Annotated in this window: 19 protein-coding genes; 7 read left to right on the top strand and 12 right to left on the bottom strand. The window is 70.3% G+C overall.

Annotated features, from left to right (window positions below):
• The first annotated feature begins 199 nt into the window (after positions 1–199).
• The 3 genes from STROP_RS21405 (at position 200) to STROP_RS21395 (ending at position 6,552) form a co-directional block, all read left to right on the top strand.
• Positions 200–3,178: an AfsR/SARP family transcriptional regulator gene (locus STROP_RS21405; RefSeq protein WP_012015436.1), complete on the top strand. Its 2,979-nt coding sequence runs from the start codon at positions 200–202 to the stop codon at positions 3,176–3,178.
• Positions 3,179–3,231: 53 nt separating this feature from the next.
• Entirely contained in the window at positions 3,232–4,632 is a 1,401-nt protein-coding gene (locus STROP_RS21400; protein ID WP_012015435.1) for a class II fumarate hydratase, read from the top strand.
• A gap of 564 nt (positions 4,633–5,196) precedes the next feature.
• Complete coding sequence (locus STROP_RS21395) at positions 5,197–6,552, top strand: CAP domain-containing protein (protein ID WP_018831151.1); 1,356 nt, start codon at positions 5,197–5,199, stop codon at positions 6,550–6,552.
• 449 nt (positions 6,553–7,001) lie between these two features.
• Here STROP_RS21395 and STROP_RS21390 read toward each other — a convergent pair whose 3' ends face one another.
• Positions 7,002–7,622, bottom strand: a complete 621-nt coding sequence (locus tag STROP_RS21390; protein WP_012015433.1) for a TetR/AcrR family transcriptional regulator — start codon at positions 7,620–7,622, stop codon at positions 7,002–7,004.
• 74 nt (positions 7,623–7,696) lie between these two features.
• Between STROP_RS21390 and STROP_RS21385 the strand changes: the two genes are divergently transcribed.
• On the top strand, positions 7,697–8,107 hold the full coding sequence (locus tag STROP_RS21385) for a RidA family protein (RefSeq protein ID WP_012015432.1): 411 nt from the start codon (positions 7,697–7,699) through the stop codon (positions 8,105–8,107).
• Between the two features lie 106 nt (positions 8,108–8,213).
• On the opposite strand, the gene STROP_RS21380 is transcribed toward STROP_RS21385, so the two are convergent.
• From STROP_RS21380 to STROP_RS21370, 3 genes are all read right to left on the bottom strand, one after another.
• A complete protein-coding gene (locus STROP_RS21380) occupies positions 8,214–8,504 on the bottom strand; it encodes a putative quinol monooxygenase (RefSeq protein ID WP_012015431.1) in 291 nt (96 codons plus the stop codon).
• Positions 8,505–8,656: 152 nt separating this feature from the next.
• Positions 8,657–9,178 carry a dihydrofolate reductase family protein gene (locus STROP_RS21375; protein ID WP_018832150.1) on the bottom strand — a complete coding sequence of 174 codons (522 nt, stop codon included), beginning with the start codon at positions 9,176–9,178 and terminating at the stop codon, positions 8,657–8,659.
• Positions 9,179–9,421: 243 nt separating this feature from the next.
• Entirely contained in the window at positions 9,422–9,694 is a 273-nt protein-coding gene (locus STROP_RS21370; protein WP_018832149.1) for a hypothetical protein, read from the bottom strand.
• 547 nt (positions 9,695–10,241) lie between these two features.
• Between STROP_RS21370 and STROP_RS21365 the strand changes: the two genes are divergently transcribed.
• Together STROP_RS21365 and STROP_RS21360 are read left to right on the top strand one after the other, a co-directional pair.
• Positions 10,242–11,054 (top strand): helix-turn-helix domain-containing protein, encoded by an 813-nt coding sequence (locus tag STROP_RS21365; protein WP_012015428.1) that lies wholly within the window; start codon positions 10,242–10,244, stop codon positions 11,052–11,054.
• Complete coding sequence (locus tag STROP_RS21360) at positions 11,045–11,233, top strand: DUF397 domain-containing protein (protein ID WP_012015427.1); 189 nt, start codon at positions 11,045–11,047, stop codon at positions 11,231–11,233. Before STROP_RS21365 ends, STROP_RS21360 begins: the two co-directional genes overlap by 10 nt.
• A 20-nt stretch (positions 11,234–11,253) precedes the next feature.
• Here STROP_RS21360 and STROP_RS21355 read toward each other — a convergent pair whose 3' ends face one another.
• The 8 genes from STROP_RS21355 to STROP_RS21320 all read right to left on the bottom strand — a co-directional run bounded on the left by STROP_RS21355 (position 11,254) and on the right by STROP_RS21320 (position 18,698).
• Positions 11,254–12,291: an ABC transporter ATP-binding protein gene (locus STROP_RS21355; RefSeq protein ID WP_012015426.1), complete on the bottom strand. Its 1,038-nt coding sequence runs from the start codon at positions 12,289–12,291 to the stop codon at positions 11,254–11,256.
• Entirely contained in the window at positions 12,288–13,067 is a 780-nt protein-coding gene (locus tag STROP_RS21350) for an ABC transporter permease (RefSeq protein ID WP_018831148.1), read from the bottom strand. Before STROP_RS21350 ends, STROP_RS21355 begins: the two co-directional genes overlap by 4 nt.
• Positions 13,068–13,153: 86 nt before the next feature.
• On the bottom strand, positions 13,154–14,011 hold the full coding sequence (locus STROP_RS21345; RefSeq protein ID WP_012015424.1) for an ABC transporter permease: 858 nt from the start codon (positions 14,009–14,011) through the stop codon (positions 13,154–13,156).
• Entirely contained in the window at positions 14,008–15,219 is a 1,212-nt protein-coding gene (locus STROP_RS21340; protein ID WP_026275286.1) for an ABC transporter substrate-binding protein, read from the bottom strand. Before STROP_RS21340 ends, STROP_RS21345 begins: the two co-directional genes overlap by 4 nt.
• Before the next feature lie 17 nt (positions 15,220–15,236).
• Entirely contained in the window at positions 15,237–15,860 is a 624-nt protein-coding gene (locus STROP_RS21335; protein WP_012015422.1) for a CDP-alcohol phosphatidyltransferase family protein, read from the bottom strand.
• Positions 15,860–16,579 (bottom strand): TVP38/TMEM64 family protein, encoded by a 720-nt coding sequence (locus tag STROP_RS21330; RefSeq protein WP_012015421.1) that lies wholly within the window; start codon positions 16,577–16,579, stop codon positions 15,860–15,862. The genes STROP_RS21335 and STROP_RS21330 overlap by 1 nt, the downstream gene beginning before the upstream one ends.
• Entirely contained in the window at positions 16,576–18,024 is a 1,449-nt protein-coding gene (locus STROP_RS21325) for a dihydrolipoyl dehydrogenase family protein (protein WP_012015420.1), read from the bottom strand. Before STROP_RS21325 ends, STROP_RS21330 begins: the two co-directional genes overlap by 4 nt.
• A gap of 128 nt (positions 18,025–18,152) precedes the next feature.
• Positions 18,153–18,698 (bottom strand): CGNR zinc finger domain-containing protein, encoded by a 546-nt coding sequence (locus tag STROP_RS21320; RefSeq protein ID WP_026275285.1) that lies wholly within the window; start codon positions 18,696–18,698, stop codon positions 18,153–18,155.
• A gap of 87 nt (positions 18,699–18,785) precedes the next feature.
• Here STROP_RS21320 and STROP_RS21315 point away from each other — a divergent pair, with 87 nt between their 5' ends.
• The gene (locus STROP_RS21315) at positions 18,786–19,748 is read left to right on the top strand and encodes an EamA family transporter (protein ID WP_012015418.1); all 963 of its coding nucleotides are present in this window, start codon (positions 18,786–18,788) and stop codon (positions 19,746–19,748) included.
• Positions 19,749–19,760: the final 12 nt, after the last annotated feature.

The following is a 19,760-nucleotide window of genomic DNA, read 5'->3' as shown; positions in this document are numbered from 1 at the left end:
GGCCACCGTTGACATCGGTGCGCCCGTTCGGCCGTAGCCGAACGGGCGCACCGCCCCCGTCGGATGTCGCCGACTGCGCGGCCTGAATTGTCGGCCGCCGTTCTCTTGATCCGCTCTCACCGCGCTATCGCCGTACGCGAAATGGGTTTTGGCCGGAAGCTACCCTGCTGGAAGTTGCAGGTACGGCAGGGGTGGGAGCATGCGGTTTGGGATCCTGGGCCCACTGCGGGTTGGTGGCGAGGCCACCGTTACCGCGGGTCGGGATCGGACCATCCTCGCGATGCTGTTGCTGCAGGCTGGTCGGATCGTGCCAGCGGAGGAGTTGGTGGACGCGGTCTGGGAGGAGCGGCCGCCGGCTACTGCCCGCGCCCAGCTGCAGACCTGTGTGTCCCGGCTGCGGCGCCGTTTCGGCACCCTCGGGCTTCCGCCGGAACTCATCGTCACCGACCCGGTCGGCTACGGCGTCCGTACCGCGTCGGGTGACCTCGACGCCGAGGTGTTCGGCGACGAGGTGGCTGTCGCACGGGCGGCGGTCGCCACTGGTCACCTGGTTGACGGTCGCCGGCACTTCCGTGCCGCGCTCGCGCTCTGGCGGGGACCGGCGTTGGGCGGCGTCGCTGGTCGGAGCGTACGCGGGCGGGCCCGGACGCTCGACGAGCAGCGGTGCACAGTGCTGGAGGAGTGTGTTGACGTCGAGCTGCGGCTCGGCAACGCCGTCGACCTGATCGACGAACTGACCGAGGCGGTCGAGCGGCACCCGTTGCGGGATCGCCTGCGGGGTCAACTGATGCTGGCCCTCTCCGCCATCGGTCGCCAGGCCGATGCTCTCGTCGTCTACCGGGACGGGCGCCGTCGCTACGTCGACGAACTGGGTATTGAGCCCGGTGCGGAGCTGCAGGAGCTACACCAGCGGATGCTCGCCGGTGACCTGGTCGCCGTTGGGCCGCGACGTACCACCACCACCCCGGTTCGGGGCCTGCCGAGGGCGATCAGCGATTTCACCGGCCGGCAGGAGATCGTCGCGAACCTGCTCCAGCAGCTCCACGAGGGGGACACCCAGGTTCACCTGATCGACGGGATGGCGGGTAGTGGCAAGACCACCCTCGCCGTGCACCTCGCCACCCGTCTCGCGGACCGTTACCCGGACGCGCAGCTCTTTATCGACCTGCATGGCCACAGCGAACGCACGCCGTTGACCCCGGTCGCCGCGGTGGCGACCCTGCTGCGGCAGCTCGGGATACCGGCGGAGCAGGTTCCGGTGGATGTGGAAGATCGGCTCGCCCTGTGGCGTACCGAGCTGTCCAACCGGCGGGCGTTGGTGTTGCTGGACAACGCGGCGAGCGTTGACCAGGTCGCACCCCTGCTACCGACCGGGCGTTCCTGTCTCACGTTGGTAACCAGTCGACGACGACTAGTTGGATTGGATGCGGGCCGGCCCGTGTCGCTGCCCGTTCTCGAGCTGAACGAGGCTGTCACGCTGCTGGGGCGGGTAGCCGGTCCGGAGCGGGTGGCTGCCGAACCGGAGGCGGCGGCGGAGGTGATTCGTCGCTGCGGCTTCCTGCCGTTGGCGATCCGGCTGGCGGGTGCCCGGCTGGCGCACCGGCCGAGCTGGCGGATTGTTGACCTCGTCGAGCGGTTGGCCGGAGCCCGCGATCCGTTGGCCGAGTTTGCGGCCGGGCAGCGTTCGGTCGGAGGTGCCTTTGCCCTGTCGTACGCGCAGGTTACGCCGTCCGCGCAGCGGCTCTTTCGACTGCTCGGCGTGCATCCCGCCAGCAACTTCGACAACGCGCTCGCCGCCGCGTTGGCTGAACTGGCCCTACCCGACACCCGGGACCTGCTCGACGAGCTGATCGATGCGAACCTGGTGGAGGAACCGAGGCCGGGCCGGTTCCGCCTACACGACCTGGTCCAGGAGTACGCTCGTCGCCTGCTGGCTCAGCCGGCGTGGGCAGCAGAACGCTCCGCCGCCCTGGAACGACTCCTCGATCACCACCTGCATACGGCAGCGGCGATCGCCGACCGGTTCGAGACCGCCGCAAGTCTGTACCAGCTCACGAGGCCGATTGCGTCGCGGGCGGACCTGGTGGCCAGCTGTGTCGAGCAGGGCCGGGCGTGGTGCGACGAGAACCGTACGGTGCTGACCGCCCTGCCCCGCATCGCTGAGTCAGAGGGTTTCCTGCAGCACTGCTGGCGGCTGGCCCGCGCCTGCTGGGGCTTCAACTATGAGCGGGGCCAGCTGGACGACCTGATCGAGACACACACCGTCGGTCTCCGCGCCGCGCGACAGTTGGGGGACGACGCGGCGATCGCCACGACGCTCAACTATCTCTCGGCCGCGTACTATCGGCTGGGTCGATTCGCAGAGGCCATCCGGCTTGTCGAAGAGGCGCTCATCCTGCGACGTCAGCTCGGGCTCACCTCGGCGGTTCGGACCACCCTGTACAACCTGGGCAGCCTGAAGGCGGCCAACGGGGACTACCGCCCCAGCATGCGGCTCTTTCAGGAGGCGCTGGAGCTGGCACCTCCCGGCGAAGACCTCGCAGGCCTAGCGAATCTTCTGAACAACATCACGCAAACCCTGCTGAACTGGGGGCGCTACGGTGACGCGTTGCGATTCAGCCGGCAGCACCTGTTGGTGAGTCGGCAAATCAGCGACCTGCGGCAGTTGTCGCACGCTGTCGGGCATGTCGGATCGCTTCGTCACCGGCTTGGGGACAATGAACCGGCCCGGCGGCTGCTGCTGATGGCGCTGCGCCTCAAACGCCGGATCGGTCACCGGTACGGCGAAGGTGAGATGCTCAACGAACTCGGTGTGATGGAGCGGGAGGCTGGGCGGCCCGAAGAGGCGGCGGCGCTGCACCGGGAAGCGCTGGTCACGATGATCGACGCGGGCGACCACGTCGGGCAGTGCGGCACGCGGAACCTGCTGGCTCGGGCGATCGCCGATCAGGGTGACCGGCCGAGCGCCTTGGACCTCTTCCGCCGGGTGCTGCACGACGCCCAAAAGATCAACCATCGGTACGAGCAGGCGCGGGCCCTGGACGGTATGGCCCACTGCCTGCGGTCGACGGACGCGAGTGCGGCGCGAGCGTACTGGACCCAGGCGCTTGCCCTGTTCCGGCAGCTCGACGTCCCAGAGCGGCAGAAGGTGCGGCGGCTGCTGACCGAGCTGGATTGAGTGGCTCGGGGTGAACTTCCGCGACGTGCGGCGGTGCGCGGCAGGATGGTGGTGTGACGAATCCTGAGGCGACGGGTAACCGGATCGAACGCGACTCGATGGGCGAGGTGGAGGTGCCGGCCGAGGCGCTGTGGCGGGCGCAGACCCAGCGCGCGGTGCAGAACTTTCCGATCTCCGGGCGGGGGATCGAGCCGGCCCAGATCCGGGCGCTGGCGCAGATCAAGGGTGCCGCGGCCGAGGTCAACGGTGAGCTGGGGGTGATCGACGGGAAGGTGGCCGCCGCGATCGCCGTCGCCGCCGCGCACGTGGCCGACGGTGGGTACGACGACCAGTTCCCCGTTGACGTGTTCCAGACCGGCTCCGGCACGTCGTCGAACATGAACACCAACGAGGTGATCGCCACCCTGGCCAGTCGGAAGCTGGGCGCCGACGTGCACCCCAACGACGACGTGAACGCCTCGCAGTCCAGCAACGACGTCTTTCCGTCCTCGATCCACCTGGCCGCCACCGAGTTCGTGACCCAGGACCTGCTGCCCTCCCTGGCGTACCTGGCGGAGGCGTTGGAGGGCAAGGCCGTCGAGTTCGAGACGGTGGTCAAGGCGGGGCGTACCCATCTGATGGACGCCACCCCGGTCACCCTTGGCCAGGAGTTCGGCGGGTACGCCGCGCAGGTCCGCTACGGCATCGAGCGGCTGGAGTCGGCCCTGCCCCGGCTGGCCGAACTGCCGTTGGGCGGCACCGCCGTGGGCACCGGCATCAACACCCCGCTGGGCTTCGCGGCGCGGGTGGTCAAGCGGCTCCGCGACTCGACGGGGCTGCCGCTGACCGAGGCGCGGAACCACTTCGAGGCGCAGGGGGCACGGGACGCGCTGGTCGAGACCTCCGGGCAGCTACGGACGATCGCGGTCGGCCTACACAAGATGGCCAACGACATCCGCTGGATGGGCTCCGGCCCCCGCGCCGGCCTGCGGGAGCTGCGGATTCCCGATCTCCAGCCCGGTTCGTCGATCATGCCCGGCAAGGTCAATCCGGTGGTCTGTGAGGCGGTGCGCCAGGTCTGCGCACAGGTGATCGGCAACGACGCGACGGTCGCCTTCGCCGGATCCCAGGGCGACTTCGAGCTGAACGTCATGCTCCCGGTGATGGCCCGTAACCTGCTGGAGTCGATCAAGTTGTTGGCCGCGTCGGGCCGGCTGTTCGCGGACCGGTGCGTGGTTGGCCTCGTCGCGGATGTCGAGGTCTGTCTGGCGTACGCGGAGGGCTCGCCGTCCATCGTCACCCCGCTCAACCGCCATCTCGGGTACGACGAGGCCGCCTCGATCGCGAAGGAGGCCCTCGCGAAGCAGGTCTCGATCCGGGAGGTGGTGGTCTCCCGGGGGCACCTCGATTCCGGCAAGCTCACCGGGGAACAGCTCGACGAGGCGCTCGACCTGCTCCGGATGACACACCCCTGACAGGTGTGGGGTGCTGCGGCACTGAGCAGTGGGACGCACCAGGGTCTGGCGTATACGTCATCGTGGCCCGTCCGCCCGCCTGACCATGGAGGGCCGCATCCAACGGGTGTTGGCCGGGTGGCGCGTGCGGTTCGTGATCAGAAAGGCGGGGATATCGGTGCCGGTAGGTAGCGATTAGTTATTACTGTGTGACTGGATCGGGCCGGAAACGGGAGCTACGGGTGCCCGACTGTGCGTGATGTCTGGTCTCAGTCGACTGTGAGTCGGTGTCGTTGGCGCGTTTGGCAAGTAGCGGGCGTAGCGTCGCCCGCTGCCGGTTGACGTTTGCGGGAGCGTACGTGTCATGGCCGCTGCCCACGCCGGGCCTGGTGCAGTGAGCAGGCCACCGTCGCCGGAACCTTGCCACGACGCGGTAAACGTCAGTGACCCACGTCAGTATCCGCGTCTCGCGGAACCGCTTCCTTTAACTCCTTCTTAGTCATTTCTTAGACACGTTGCCGCAGGAAATATCTGGCACGTAGCGTCGCCTCGACCCCGCAGTTTTAAACCGAGGAGGCTACCGGCGTGTACGGCTGGAGCGAATCGATGGAACCGGATGATAATCGCCGGCGACCCGAACCGGCGGCCGACGGCTGGGACCGGCCTGCCGACGAATGGGACCGGCGGCAACAGACCGCGCACCGGCGGGCGGAGTCCGAGACCCCACAAGGCTGGGCAGCCGCGGGTAGCTCGTACCATGACCAACCCTCGCGGGGTGGGCAAGCCGCCCCCACCTGGCAGCACACCGACGGCTGGCAGCAGGAATCAGCGGGCGGCTGGCGCCGGCAGCCCACGGGCTGGCGAGACGAGCCCTCCGGAGGCGGGCGTCACGCGGCTGGTGCCACCGGAGGACCCGAGGTCACCGGCGGTTGGCGGCCTGAGGAGACGGCCACCAGGCCGACCGCTGGGTACGAAGACGACATGACCAGCATGCGGCCGGTCGCTGGCGCCGCTCCGGCCGACGCTACATCCGCCAACAAGGGCCCTCGGGTCGGCCACCGGAACCGCCGGCCCGTGCTCATCGGGGCCGCGGCGGCGGCCACGCTGGTCGTGAGCCTCGGAGCCGGCGCCGCCGCACTGTCCGACGGTGGCGACACCGTCCCCACCTCGGCACTCAAGGACATTGTGGCCACGAATCCGACCTCGTATGAGGGGGGCGTGACGTCGTCCTCGAGCAGTCCCAGCACCGCGTGGAGCAACGCCTCACAGTCGCGCTCGGAAAACGCGCGCCGGAAGTCAGCCGCATCGTCGCGTCATTCCACCAGGTCCCGCTTCGACCAGGAACGCCACAGGGGCAGCTACCGCTCCAAGCCGTCACATACCACCACCGCGCCCAGCCCGACTCGGGTGCCCACCACCGCGCCCAGCCCCACTCGGGTGCCCACCACCGCGCCCAGCCCGACTCAGGTACCCACCACCGCGCCCAGCCCGACTCAGGTACCCACCACCGCGCCCAGCCCCACTCAGGTACCCACCACCGCACCCTCCGACGGCGGGGTGAGCACCGAGGCCAGCGAGGTGGTCCGGCTGGTCAACGCCGAGCGTGCGAAGGCTGGCTGCGCGGCACTGAGTATCGACGAGAAGCTGATGACCGCCGCCCAGCGGCACAGCCAGGACCAGGCCGACCAGCAGAAGATGTCGCACACGGGCAGCAACGGCAGTAGCCCCGGCGACCGGATCACCGCTGTCGGCTACCAGTGGCGCACCTACGGGGAAAACGTCGCCTGGAACCAGCAGTCCCCCGAAGCCGTGATGACCGCGTGGATGAACAGCCCCGGCCACCGGGCGAATATCCTGAACTGCTCCTTCACCGAGATCGGGGTCGGCGTCGCGAGTAGCAACGGACCGTACTGGACACAGGTCTTCGCCACGCCTCGCTGACCGCGGTCGGTATCGATTGCCGAGTCGTCCACAACGAACCCTGGTCTTTGCCCATGGCCGCTCGGCTGTGTGTGGACGCAGACCTGACGTCGCCCGGGTGCCCGACAGTGTTACGACGTGTCGGGCACCCGGACCGGGGAGTGCCATCCCAAACCCACTGTCACCACCCGCTCGCGCCCACCCTTGCCCGCCGGCGTCTTCGTCGAACGGGCTGGGTCTCTATCCGGGAAACAGAACCTCGCTCGCCAGCCGGTCGCGCCACCGCGGTCGGCTTTGCCGCGTTTCTCGAGAAGGCCAGCGGGAAGGTCCGCAGAGCCGTCACCCCCCCGCCCAGCGCTGTGGTGAGGCCGAGAACCCTCCGGAGTGTGGATCCTCGCCGGTGATATTCACGCGTGTCCCTGGCCTGCTGCGGACGGCGTACCCCCCGAATCGGGCGTGCGCCTGATCGGTCATTCGCCGGCCAAGCGCGGCTGCCAGCCGCTCTCCACCGACCGGGCACACCGGTCGGGGTCGTCCCCCGTGGCGGTGAACAGCGCGGTCAGCAGGAGGGGGCCGTGGGCGAGGGTCGGCCGGGGTAGGGGGCCGGTGGCGACCAGGGAGACCAGCCCGTGGGCGACGGCCCAGCTCTGGGTGGCCAGTGCGAGCGGGTTGGTGTCGGCGCGATAGCGGCCCGCCCGCCGGCCTCGATCGGCGGCTTGAACCAGGTATTCCAGCGTGTCGTCCGCCGCCTGGGCGTCTTCCAGGTCGAAGCTGGCGTCGAACATGACCCGGTACAGGTCGGGGTGGTCCAGGGCATTGCCCAGGTAGGCGGCGATCAGGGCGGTCAGGTCCCGGACCGGGTCCGCCGAGGGGGCGACCTGGGCGAGTCGGGCGCCCAGGCGGGTGAAGCCCTCCTGCCGGAGCGCCTTCCACATGCCGTCCATCCCGCCGAAGTGGGTGTAGATGGCCATGGTCGACACGCCGGTGCCGGCCACCAGCGAGCGGAGGGTGATGGGTTCGCGGGTGCGGAGCATGTGCGCGGCCCGCTCGATGAGTTGGGTACGGACCGCTGGGTTCTTTGTCCTGGCCACAACCCAGGATACATAACATAGCTGTGCTATGTTTTACTGGACTGACCGACAGGTCTCCATGAAAGGGAGTCAGCATGACCATCACCCTGGTGAACCCCGAAGGGCTGCCGAAGGTCGACCTCTACTCGCAGGTGGCGGTCGCCACCGGGTCGCGGCTCGTCTTCCTCGCCGGCCAGGTCGCCGTCGACGCCGACGGGAACACGGTCGGCGTGGGCGACCTCGCCACCCAGATCGAGCAGTGCTACCTCAACATCGCCACCGCCCTGGCCGAGGTTGGTGGATCCTTCGACGACGTGGCGAAGTTGACCGTGTATGCCGTCGACTGGACGCCTGACAAGATGGCGCTCATGGGGGAGGGGGTAGCGCGGGCGGCGGCGAAGCTGGGCGTCACCCTGGCCGCCCCGTTGACGGGACTGGGCGTCAGCGCGCTGGCCGGCCCTGACCTGCTGGTCGAGGTCGAGGCGACGGCAGTCCTCGACGGTTAGGCCCGCCGGCGCGGGCCGCCTCCTGGCTGGCTGTCGACTCCGTCCGAATCTTGCTGTGAACCGGCATCGTCAGCCGTGCCGGGGCATCGTCCACCCGGCACCCGTCTCAGTCGATGCGAGTCATCTCGTAGCGAGTGCATTCCTCGATTTTGTCGGCGGTAGCTTCGGTATGGGCTTGCACGTGCGGGCTGTCCATATGCGCCTGCCAGAGTTCATGGGACTCCCAGTTCTCGTAAACGAGAAAACGAGTCGGGTCGCTGTTGTCCTGATGAAGGTGGTAGCTAACGCAACCTTCGTCCTGGCGAATGATCGGAACAACCCTCTTGAGCTCAGCCTTGAGCGGTTCCACCTGGTCCGGCTTGGCGCGAACGTGGACAACGATGGTCAGGAATGGCATTCGGTGCTCCAGGACTCCTCGTCAGGTTCGCGTCGCCTCCTCAAACTAGCGGAAGAGATCACCCGGAGTCCGGCAAGTCGCCAGTTGGGCACCACCCTGGCGCCCCGTTGTCCCCGGGGCGCGGGCCCGGCGCGCCCCAGGGGCAGCTCAGCTCAGTGCAGGATCTGGAACCGCAGGTGGGTCGCCTGGGGTGTACTGATCACACCGATGTTCTCCAGCCGAAGCGCAGTAGCATCGAAAAGCTGGATACCGTCATTGATCACCATGGGCCGTACCGCCAGCCGAATCTCGTCGACGAGTCCCGCGGCCAGGCACTGCTGGGCGATCTGGGCGCCGCCGCCGATAGTGACCTCGCGCTCTCCCGCGGCGACCTGGGCGCGGCGTACCGCCTCGGCGACGTCCGGGACGAAGTGGAAGACGGTGTCCCCTTTGGCCACCTGCTCCGGCGTGCTGTGCGAGACGACGAAGTGCTCGACCGGAAACGGGTTGTCCAGGAACCCGTCCTGGCTGGCGCCCTGGTCGTAGGTCCGTCGCCCCATGACCATCGCGCCGATGCTGCGCTGCTGCTCCTCGACGATCGCCTGGCTTTCCGGCGAGGGTGCGAAGAACCATTCATGCAGCCATTCGGGCTCGCCGTTCGGTCCGGCAATGCAGCCGTTTACCGACACTGTCATATCTAGCACTACTCTTCCCATGATCCCTCCATGATTTGGTGGCATCCTGCTTCTAGAACCGGGGAGCCGCTCCTGCCCACCTCTCGGGATTGCTGAGGTGTCATGAGCATGAGCAGCCCCGCATCCGCCGATGTCATCATCGCCCACCGACATTCTGGTGCCGCGCCGACCGATGCACCCTTACCGTTCTATCGATGAATATCGGTTCTAACCAACCCCGTCATCCTGACCTGAATTCACCGCCTACAGGCTGGCCCGGGGTGTCCAGGCCAGGAAGCGGTCGAAGAGAGCTTTCGGGTCTGGGCCGTTCTGTGGGTGGAGCTTGTGTAGGTCGGCTGCGGCGTCGTGGAGTTGGGTGCAGAGGTAGATCCGGAGTGCGACGGTGTCGGTGGCGTATTCCTGTCGCAGGGTGAGTCGGGCGGTGGCGCAGGGCCAGGGTGCGGCGCAGGTGCGGCAGATCCAGAGTGGGCGCAGTGGTAGGTGTGGTCGGGCGGCGGGGGCGGCCGGACGGATCACCACTTTCCGCCGTTGGCGCGCCAGGTTTGGGCGAGGGTGAGCCAGCCGGCACGGCCGACCTTTGGGTTGGCGACGGTGGGGGCGTTCCATGTGGGGCGGTTCGGTGGGGTTGGGGCGGTGGCCGGTTCGGTCGGGACGGTGGTGTGTCGGTCGGGGCAGGTCCGCCAGGGTAGGCCGCAGGAGCAGGAGGGGCGTGCTCCGCGCCAGAGCCGGCGGTGCTGGGGTGCGAGTGGTATGGGGCGTTGGTTGCGCGGCCACCGGAATGGGCGCGGTAGCCAGCTTCGGGTGGATCGAGACATGGCGCTGCCTTCCTCTCGAACGTTTCGTGTGACAGACCCAGCGGTGTGATCGCCCAGCCGGGGGAGCGGCGATCCCATTACGACGCCGCGCTCGGGATCGGAGGCAGGTGTCGTGCTTCACAGTTTGCTGAGGGCGCGGCTACGGTCGGAAGGGTTTGGCCGTGCTGTGGGAGAGCCTCTGTGCTGGGTGGGGTCGCTGGTGGCGCGGTACTGGAGTCGATCAACCGGTTCGTGGAGGGCGGTTGGAGATGGCGACTGGGGAGATGACCGCTGCGGCGTTCTTGGTGGCGGAGTTGCGCCGGGCTCGGGTTCGGCGGGGTTGGAGTCAGGAGGAGCTGGCCAAGGCGATCAACTATTCGCCGTCGATGGTCAGTGCGGTGGAGTTGGGGCAGCAGCCGCCGACCAGCAAGTATCTCGAACAGTTCGACAGGGCTCTCGACACCGGCGGCCTCTTTACCCGCATGCTTACTGATCTGGTGGCACTTGATAGAGCACAGGCATGGTCGCGCGGCTGGCGCAGAATCCAGGCGGAGTCGTGGGCCCTACGCTGGTTCGACCCGCTACACGTTCCAGGTCTGTTGCAGACCGAGGCGTACGCGCGGGCGGTCTTCGAGTCAGATCCACTACTTGATCCAGAAGAAGTCCAGCGGCGACTTGCCGACCGGCTGGACGGTCAATCGGTGCTATACGCCGAGCGTCCATCCCGGCTCGTGGGGGTAATGGATGAGGCGGTGCTACGGCGGAGGGTGGGCGGGCGAAAGGTCATGTGCGACCAGTTGTCGCACCTCGCCCGTCTAGCCGTCGAGCACCCCCACGTTCGAGTCCAGGTCGTGCCATCCTCGGCGGAGGAGTACCCGGGCCTTAACGGCCCGTTCATTCTCGCCAGCATGACCGGTGGCAGCGAGCTTGCCTTTCTCGGCGGCCAGATCGGCGGGCAGGAGCTGGATCGGTCGGCTGATCTCATGCGCTTGCAACGGACCTGGGAGGCTACCCTCGCCGTGGCCCTGCCCCCGCAGGAGTCCATCGAGCGGATAAGGGAACTGGTGGAGTCATGGAAATGAATGGTGCTCGCTGGCGCAAGAGCCGTCGGAGTGGTTCCAACGACCAGTGTGTTGAGGTGGCGACGAACCTGTCGGGTGTGGTGGGGGTGCGGGACAGTAAGGATCCGGTGGGGCCTGTGCTGGCGGTCGACCCGGGTTCCTGGCGGTCCTTCGTGGCCTCGCTGCAAACCGGTGAGTGAGTAGGCGTCGTAGCGCGTGGCTATGGGGTGACCACGCTGAGGTGGGCCGGGGGTAGGTAGAGGGGTGTGGCGTCGCCGGGGCGCAGCGGTGCTGCCGGCCCGGTGGTGAGGTGCAGGGTGACGCCCGCGCTGGTGGCCTGGATGTCGAGGTGGGTGCCCCGGTCGGTGACGGTCGTGATGGTCGCCGGCACCACGTTGTCGCCCTGATGGTCGCCGGCCAGGATGGCTTCGGGGCGGATGAGGAGCAGGCCCGCTCCTCTGTGGTCGGTGTTGAGGTGGAGGCGGCCGAGGGGGCAGTCGAAGCGGCCGGGGTGGGCGATGCCGGGGATGGCGTTGTCGGCGCCGCCCAGGAACCGGGCGACGGCGAGGGTGGCGGGCCGGCGGAACAGGTCGGCGGGTGGGGCGTGTTGGGCGACCCGGCCGTCGAGGAGCACGGTGACCGTGTCGGCCACGTCGGTGGCCTCGTCGCGGTCGTGGGTGACGAACAGTGTGGTGGTGCCCTCCTGGCGGTGCAGGTCGGTGAGGAGCGCCCGCATGTCACCGCGTAGTTGTGGGTCGAGGGCGCTGAACGGTTCGTCGAGCAGCAGGACACCGGGGCGGGCGGCCAGGGCGCGGGCGAGGGCGACGCGTTGTTGTTGACCGCCGGAGAGTTCGCCGCTGCGCCGGTCGTCGTAGCCCGGTAGCGCGACGGCGTCGAGCAGCTCGGTGACCCGCCGCCGAAGGACAGCGCGGTCGGTGCCGCGCATGCGCAGGCCGAAGGCGATGTTCTCGGCGACCGTGAGGTGCGGGAAGAGTAGCGGTCGTTGGAAGACGACGCCGAGGTCGCGCCGGTGCGGGGGTTGGCGCAGGACGCTGCGGTCGGCGAGCCGGACGTCGCCGCCGGTGGGGGCGCTGAGCCCGGCGATGATTGCCAGGAGGGTGGACTTGCCGCTGCCGGAGGGGCCGAGGACGGCGGTGCGGGTGCCCGCCGGCACCTCCAGACTGACCCGGCGCAGCGTCGGCGTGCTGGCGCCGGGGTAGGTGTGGTCCAGGTCGGTGATGGTGATGGTGGTGGTCATCGGCCGACTCCGAGTAGGGCGGTGTCGCGGCTGGCGAGTTGTCGGGCGGCGAGGGCGGTGAGCAGCAGGGGTGGGGCGACGGCGACCAGCGCGATGGCGGCGGTGGCGGCCTGGTTGCCGCTGCCGGCGGCGGTGGAGAAGAGCAGCAGCGGCACGGTGGTGACGACACCCCCGCCGATGAGCAGGGTCAACAGATAGTCGCTCCAGGAGATCAGGAAGGCGAACATGGCGGCGACGATCAGGCCGCCGCGCAGCTGGGGGAGGCTGACCTCGCGGAACGCCCGCCAGGCCCCGGCGCCGAGGGTACGGGCCTGCCGCTCCAGGGCGGGGTCGACGCCGGCCCACACCCCCGACATCAGCAGCGTGGCGTACGCGGTGGCGGCCGGCAGCTGGGCCAGGACCACGCCGGTGAGCGAGTCGACGAGCCCGGCACGCAGGTAGACGATCTGCGCACCCATGGCGACGGCGAACGGTGGCACCAGCACCGGGGCGAGCAGGACCAGCTCGATCAGCCGCCTTCCCGGCAGCCGGTGCCAGGCCAGCGCGCGCCCGGCGGCGGCACCGAGGGCGGTGGCGAGGGTGGCGACGGCGGCACCGATGCCGACGGAGGTGGCGACGGCCTCGGCGAGGCGGGACTGCGGGCCGAGGGCCTGCTCCCAGCCGGCCAGCGACCAGCGGGTCGGCCACAGGTCGGGGTAGAACCACTGGTCGGTGAAGGCCTGCACAGCCAGCGGTAGCAGCGGCCCCATCACCCACAGGCCGGTGAGGATCAGCACCGTGGGGCGGGCCAGCGCCGTACCGAGCGGCCGGGGTCGCCGTGCTCCCGTCGCCGGCCCTGCTTCCGTCGCCGGCCCTGCTTCCGTCACCGCCGCGCTCCGGTCACCCGGCCGACGGCCCGCCGGCTGGCCCCGGTGTACACGAGCGCCGCCGCGACGGCGATGACCGCGATCAGCAGGGCGATGGCGACGCCCTCGGCGCGGCCGGAGAGCTCGGCGGCGGTGAACCGCTGGTAGGCGAGTACCGGTAGCGGCTGCGGGTACGCGCGGCCGAGCAGGGCGGGCACCTCGTACGCGCCGAGGGTGAAGGCGAAGATCAGCACCGCTACGGCCAGGATCGATGGGGCGAGCAGCGGCAGGGTCACGTGCCGCAGCACCTGCCGGGGACGGGCACCGAGGGTGGCGGCGACCCGTTCGTGCTCGGCGACCGGCCCGCCGAGCGCGGCGAGGACGACGATCAGCACGAACGGTGCCTCCTTCCACACGTACTCGACGATCACGGCGACGGCGTGTGGATCGGCGACCAGGGCGGGCAGCGCGACGCCGACGACCCGGGCGGCGCGGGCCAGCAGGCCGGAGTCGGCCAGCACCAGTCCGATCGCGACCGCGCCGATCAGGTGTGGCACGGGTAGCCCGAGCTGGGCCAGGAAGGTGGCGGTGCGTCGGCCCACGGCGGTACGGCGCAGGGCCAGGGCGGTGGCGACACCGATGGCGACGGCGAGCGCCGTGGCGGCAATGGAGATCCAGAGGCTCAGCAGCAGCCCGTCGGTGAACGCCGGGCCTTCGGTCACCCGCTGGTAGGCGGCCAGGCCGACCGGTGTGTCGGTGAACCCGGCCAGGCCGAGGCTCTGCGCGAACCCGTAGCCGAGGCCGCCGCCGAAGAGCAGCACGACGGTGGCCAGCGCGGGCAGGATCAGCAGGAGCCCGGTGCGGCGGTGGTTCACTGTTGCAGAACCTCGCGCCGCCAGCCCTCCTCCAACGGCGGCAGCCACTCCGCCCGTAGCTCCGGTTGGCTGTTGCGGGACAGCTGGTCATAGCTTGGCACCTGCGCCGAGGCGGGCAGGGCGGCGAAGCGGTCCCGCCACTCGACGTCGAGCTTGTCGAGGTCCACGGCCGGGTACTGGCCCCACCCGTCGGGGCGGGCCTTCTCGTACTGCAACTCGGGGGAGAGCATCAGGTCGGCCAGGGCGAGGGCGGCGGAGCGGTTGGCGGCGTTGGCGGGTACGGCGAGGTAGTTGGTGTTGCCGATGGTGCCCTCGTCCAGCAGCAGGGTACGGGTGCTGGCCGGGAACTGTCCCCGTTCGACCAGGCTGGTCACCTGCGCCGGCCCGTACGTCATGGTGAAGTCGACCTGCCCGTTGGCGTACAGGTCGTTGAGCTCCTTCTCGTTGGCCGGGTACGTCTCACCCGCACGCCACAGGGCGGGCCGCAGCTCACGCAGGGTCTGCCACAGCGGCGCGGTGAGCCGGTCGTAGGCGGCCTGGTCGACGTCGTCCGGGATCTGGTCGACCCCGCCGGCCTGGGCGTAGAGGGCGTGTCGGACGAAGACCGAGCCGGTGAAGTCCGGCGGGGCGGGGTAGGTGAACCGGCCCGGGTGCGCGCGGATCCAGTCCAGCAGACCGGCGAGGCTGGCCGGCGGGTCGTCGACCCGGGCGGAGTCGTAGACGAAGGCGAACTGGGCGCGGCTCCACGGCACCTCGCAGCCCTCGACCGGAGTGCCGAAGTCGTTGGCGACCGCCGGTTCGGACCAGTCGACGTAGCGCATGTTCGGCAGCAGCTCGACCAGCCCGCACTGCCACAGCCCGGCCTGCTTGCCGGTGCGGAAGTTCTCCCCGTTGATCCACACCAGATCCACTGATCCCCCCGAGCCGCGGCCGGCCTGCTTCTCGCCGAGGACCTTGTTGACCGCCAGGGCGGTGTCGGTGATCGGTACCCGGTTGATCCGGACGTCGAGGCGTTCGCGGGCGGCCGGGGCGACGACCTCGTCGAGGTAGCGGTTGGCGCCGTCGTCGCCGCCGTACATGAAGAGGTTGACCGTCTGCCCACGGGCCTCCCGCAGCACCTGGGCGAAGTCGCGGGGGGCGGGGTCGGCGTCGCCGGTGCCGGCGGTGCAGCCGGCGGCGAGCAGGCCGGCGGCGGTCAGCGCCGCCACCGCGTGCCATCGTCGGTTCATCGGGTGGGCCTCCCGGCGGGCTCGGACAGGGTACGGACGGCGTGCGCGACGCGTTGCCCGGCGGTGATGGCCACCACGACGGCCCACCCCCAGGCGAGGTGCCCGGCGAAGCCGGGCAGCAGGCAGAACAGGGCGTGTACGGCGATGGTCTCGGCGCCCTCGGCCAGTCCACCGAGGAAGTGCAGCGACCGCTCGTCGCCTCGCTCCCGGCCCACTCGCTCGGCGATCGACGAGTACGCCAGCAGCGTCGCCCCGTTGACGTAGTAGGTCACCAGCAGGACCAGGAACGGGGTGGCGGGCCCGTCAACGCCGACGGCGACCCCGGCGACGAACGCCCCGTACACGGTGAAGTCCGCGACGATGTCGAGGAATCCGCCCAACGGGGAGGCGGTGCCGCGGCGGCGGGCGAGGGGCCCGTCGAGGCCGTCGGCGAGCCGGGACACCAGCCACGCCACCAGCGCCGGCCACCACCAGCCGGCCGCCGCGGCGGCGCTCGCGGCCAGCCCCAGGGTCAGGCCGGCGGCGGTCAACCGGCCGGGGGTCACCCACGGCCGGTCCACGGCGGCGGCGACCCGGTCCAGGGTTTTGGCCAGGACCGGCCGCAGACGTGCGTCGATCATCAGCTGGTGACCTCGACGGTCGGTACCGCGCGGGACTCCCGTCGGCGGGCCCGGCGTGCCGCCACCGCGCCGGCCAGGGTCAGCGCGGCCAGAGCTGCCACGGCGACGAGGAACTGCGGCGAGGTGGGATCGGTCAGCGACCCACCGACCGCGGTGTAGGCGACGATTCCGGGCGTCATGCCGATCGCCGAGCCGAGGGCGTAGTCGCGCAGCCGTACGGCGGTCACCCCGGAGCCGTAGTTGAGCAGCGCGAACGGGACCAGCGGCACGAGCCGCAGCCCGATCACCGCGATCAGCCCCCGTCGCGCCAGGAACTGGTCCAGGCGGTACAGCCGGCCGCCGACGAGCCGTTCGACGGCCGGGCGGCCCAGCAGCCGGCCGAGCAGGAACGAGGCCACCGCCCCCGTGGTCGCCCCGACCAGCACCACCACCGAGCCGCCGACCACCCCGAACAGCGCCCCGGCGGCGGCGGTGAGCAGTACCCCGGGCACCAGCAGCACGGTGCCCAGGGCGTACCCGGCGATGTACAGCAGCGGCGCCCACGCCCCGGTAGCGGCGACACGGTCGCGTAGCGTCTCCACGTCCGGGGTGCCCTGGGTGGCCAGCAGCGTCGCCGCGCCAGTCAGCAGAACCACCAAGAATGCCAGCCTCGGCCACGGTGAGCCGACGATCCGGACGAGCCGCGAGGTCACCTCGGGCCGGGCTGATTCGTCGGTCATCGGTTCCCGCTCCGGATCGGGTGCAGGGCGCGGCGCAGGGCGCGGAGCGCGGCCGTCGCCCGGGCCGGTAGCGGCGCGGTCAGGTCGGCGCGGAGCTGGGCGAGGCTCGCGTTCCACGGCCCGTCAGCGTACGTCGGGTAGGGGTGGACGGTGCCGGCCACGTCGCGCACCTTCGCGCCGCGCCGGATCGCGGCGGCGAGTTCGGCGATCGACTCACCTGCCCGGGGTGAGACGACGGTGGCGCCGAGGAGCCGACCGCCCGGCCCGCTCACCAGCTGGGTGAATCCGTCGGTACGACGGTCGGTGATCGCCCGGTCAACGTGGTCGTGGGAGAGCCGCTGCGCGTGTGCTCGGGTGCCGTGGCGGTGGCGCGCCTGGGCGAGGGTCGCCCCGACGCGGGCCACCTCCGGGTCGGTGAAGGTCACCCACGGTACGGCGGCGTAGTCGATGCGGCGGCGCAGCCCGAGTAGCGCGTTGGTGGCGGCGTATCCCCCCTGCACCCCGGCGACGTGGGTGAACGGGAGGGTGCCGGTGACGTCACCGGCGGCGTAGATCCGCCGGTTGCTGGTCCGCATCCGGTCGTCGATCACGACGTGCCCCTGCTCGTCGCAGCGCACCCCGGCGGCGGCCAGGCCCAGGTCGGTGGTGCGGGGGCGGCGTCCGGCGGCGACCAGGATCCGGTCGACCTCGATCGTCTCGCCGCCGTGCAGGTGGAGCGTGCCGTCGGTGACGCGGTCGACGCCGGTCCCGGTCACCACGGTCACACCCTCGGCGCGGAGTCGTTCGGCGATCAGCGCGCCGACCTCCGGCTCCTCCTTGCCCAGCAGCCGGTCGGCCAGCTCAACGAGGGTGACCTCGACGCCGAGCCGGGCGAGGGCCTGGCCCAGTTCGCAACCGATCGGACCGCCGCCGAGGATCGCCATCCGTCGGGGCAACTCGGTGAGGTCCCAGAGTGTGTCGGTGGTCAGCGGGTCGGCCTGGGCCAGGCCGGGCACGGTGGGCAGGGCCGGCGCGGAACCGGTGGCGATCAGCGCCCAGCGGAACCGCGCCAGCCGGGTGCCCGCGTCGTCGGTGACCCGCAGCGTCGCCGGGCCGGTGAACTCCGCCCGGCCGGCCACCACCGTCGCCCCCGCCGCACTGATCGCGGCGGGGGAGTCCACCGGCTCGATGCGGGTGATCGACGACCGCACGTAGGCGAGCACCGCGGCGTCGTCGATCGTCGTCGGGCTGGTGTGCACCCCGTACTGGTCGGCGGTGCGGACGCTCTGTGCGGCGTGCGCGGCGGCGATCAGCGACTTACTGGGCACGCATCCGGTCCAGAGGCAGTCACCCCCGGTACGGGCCGATTCGACCAGCAGTACTCGCGCACCGAATCGGCCGGCGGTCTTGGCCGCCACGATTCCCGCGGTGCCGCCGCCGAGGACCGCCAGATCCCACTCTTCCACCCCACCAGCCTTCCTCGCTGCGCCGCCCGTGCGGCTATGCCTGTCCAGGATGCCCGGTCGGGGCCGGGGTCACCGAACTCTGTAATGCAACGTTCAGAACTGGGGTCGCGGCATCTGGCGGGGTCCGGTCAGGGCCGGGTGGCGGTCTTGCGGGCGCGGTAGGCGGTGACGGCGGCCCGGTTGCCGCAGCCGGCGTCGCAGAAGCGACGGGATCGGTTGCGCGACAGGTCGACCAACACGTTGGCGCACTCGGGGTGGTCGCAGCTTCGGAGCCGGTCCAGTTCGTCGCTGCGGACGAGGTCGGCCATCGCCATGGCGGCCTCCACCGCCATTCGGGTCGCGAGCGGCGCGTCTCGGGGCACCGCGTGTAGGTGGTACGGCTCGTCGTCGTGCGTGATGAGCTGGGGAAGGGCGGCGTTCTCCCGGAGTAGTCCGTTGACGATGGACACGATCTCGTCGGTGTTGCTGTGCCAGATGCGGCGCAGCCGGGGGCGCAGCTTGCGTACCGCCCGCAGTTCGCTGTCGGTGTGCTCGTGTCGTCCGCTGTACGCGTGCGCGACGAAGAAGGTGTTCAGTGCGGCCGTGTCGGGAAGGCCTTCGCCAGCTCTGCCGTCGGTGTTCACCAGCGCCGCGGCGGCGATCAGTGCGCACTCCGTGTCATGGGCAAAAAGCAACTTGACTCCTGTCATGGCGGCGACCTAGCGTCATCGGCGTTACCTCATTTTGCCCATTACATGGTGTCGTTGCCAAGGAGAACCCCGATGCGCCAACCCCCGCGCGGCAGCGCCGGCCTCATGCTGGCGGTGCTCTCGGCACTGACCTTCGCGACCTCCGGGACGTTCGCCCGCTCGTTGATCGACGCCGGCTGGTCCGCCGGGGCGGCGGTGGTCGTCCGGGTCGGCCTCGCCGCCCTGGTGTTGATGGTGCCAGCGGTGCTGGCCCTGCGCGGTCGCTGGTCGACGCTCCGGGACAACGCCACTTCGATCGGTGCGTTCGGGCTGCTCGGCGTCGTCCTCGCCCAGGTGTGCTTCTTCAACGCCGTGCGCTACTTGCCGGTCGGCGTCGCGCTGATGTTGGAGTACCTGGCCGTCGTGGTGGTGGTCGGTTGGATGTGGCTGGCACACGGGCAACGACCCCGCCGGCTCACGGTCGTCGGTTCGATCGTCGCCCTGGCCGGGCTCGGCCTTGTGCTCGACCTCGCCGGCGCCGGGCGTCTTGACCCGGTGGGTGTGCTCTGGGGGCTCGGGGCGGCCGTCGGGCTGGCCGGCTACTTCGTGCTCGCCGGTCGGATCGACGCGAACCTTCCCTCGGTGGTGCTGGCCTCCGGCGGGATGGCGGTCGGTGCCGGTGCGCTGCTCCTCCTCGGGCTGGTCGGGGCGTTGCCGCTGCGGGCATACACCGGCACGGTCGACTTCGCCGGACAGCGCACCAGCTGGCTTGTGCCGGTCGCGGGGCTGGTGCTGGTGGCGGCCGTGCTCGCGTACCTCACCGGGGTCGCCTCGACCCGTCTCCTCGGTGCCCGGTTGGCCTCCTTCGTCGGGCTGACCGAGGTGATGTTCGCCGTGCTCATCGCCTGGCTGGTGCTGAATGAACTGCCCACAGTGATCCAGCTGTCCGGCGGGATTCTGATCGTCGCTGGGGTGGCCCTGGTCCGCCTCGACGAGCCACGAGAGACCCCAACGGTGGAGCCGGGCCAGCAACCGGCGCTTGCCACCAGCCGATAGCCCATCGTGGCA

Source organism: Salinispora tropica CNB-440 (assembly GCF_000016425.1).
In the GTDB taxonomy this organism is placed as follows: Bacteria; Actinomycetota; Actinomycetes; order Mycobacteriales; family Micromonosporaceae; genus Micromonospora; species Micromonospora tropica.
Note: the sequence above shows the minus strand (reverse complement) of the source record. Positions and strands in the feature narration are given on the sequence as shown.

What these genes read in the sequence shown, in the direction of transcription:
- STROP_RS21405 (WP_012015436.1), top strand. Translation starts at nt 200, where the DNA reads ATGCGGTTTGGGATCCTGGGCCCACTGCGGGTTGGTGGCGAGGCCACC.
- STROP_RS21385 (WP_012015432.1), top strand. Translation starts at nt 7,697, where the DNA reads ATGACCATCACCCTGGTGAACCCCGAAGGGCTGCCGAAGGTCGACCTC.
- STROP_RS21380 (WP_012015431.1), bottom strand. Translation starts at nt 8,504, where the DNA reads ATGCCATTCCTGACCATCGTTGTCCACGTTCGCGCCAAGCCGGACCAG.
- STROP_RS21375 (WP_018832150.1), bottom strand. Translation starts at nt 9,178, where the DNA reads ATGACAGTGTCGGTAAACGGCTGCATTGCCGGACCGAACGGCGAGCCC.
- STROP_RS21365 (WP_012015428.1), top strand. Translation starts at nt 10,242, where the DNA reads ATGGCGACTGGGGAGATGACCGCTGCGGCGTTCTTGGTGGCGGAGTTG.
- STROP_RS21360 (WP_012015427.1), top strand. Translation starts at nt 11,045, where the DNA reads ATGGAAATGAATGGTGCTCGCTGGCGCAAGAGCCGTCGGAGTGGTTCC.
- STROP_RS21355 (WP_012015426.1), bottom strand. Translation starts at nt 12,291, where the DNA reads ATGACCACCACCATCACCATCACCGACCTGGACCACACCTACCCCGGC.
- STROP_RS21335 (WP_012015422.1), bottom strand. Translation starts at nt 15,860, where the DNA reads ATGATCGACGCACGTCTGCGGCCGGTCCTGGCCAAAACCCTGGACCGG.
- STROP_RS21330 (WP_012015421.1), bottom strand. Translation starts at nt 16,579, where the DNA reads ATGACCGACGAATCAGCCCGGCCCGAGGTGACCTCGCGGCTCGTCCGG.
- STROP_RS21315 (WP_012015418.1), top strand. Translation starts at nt 18,786, where the DNA reads ATGCGCCAACCCCCGCGCGGCAGCGCCGGCCTCATGCTGGCGGTGCTC.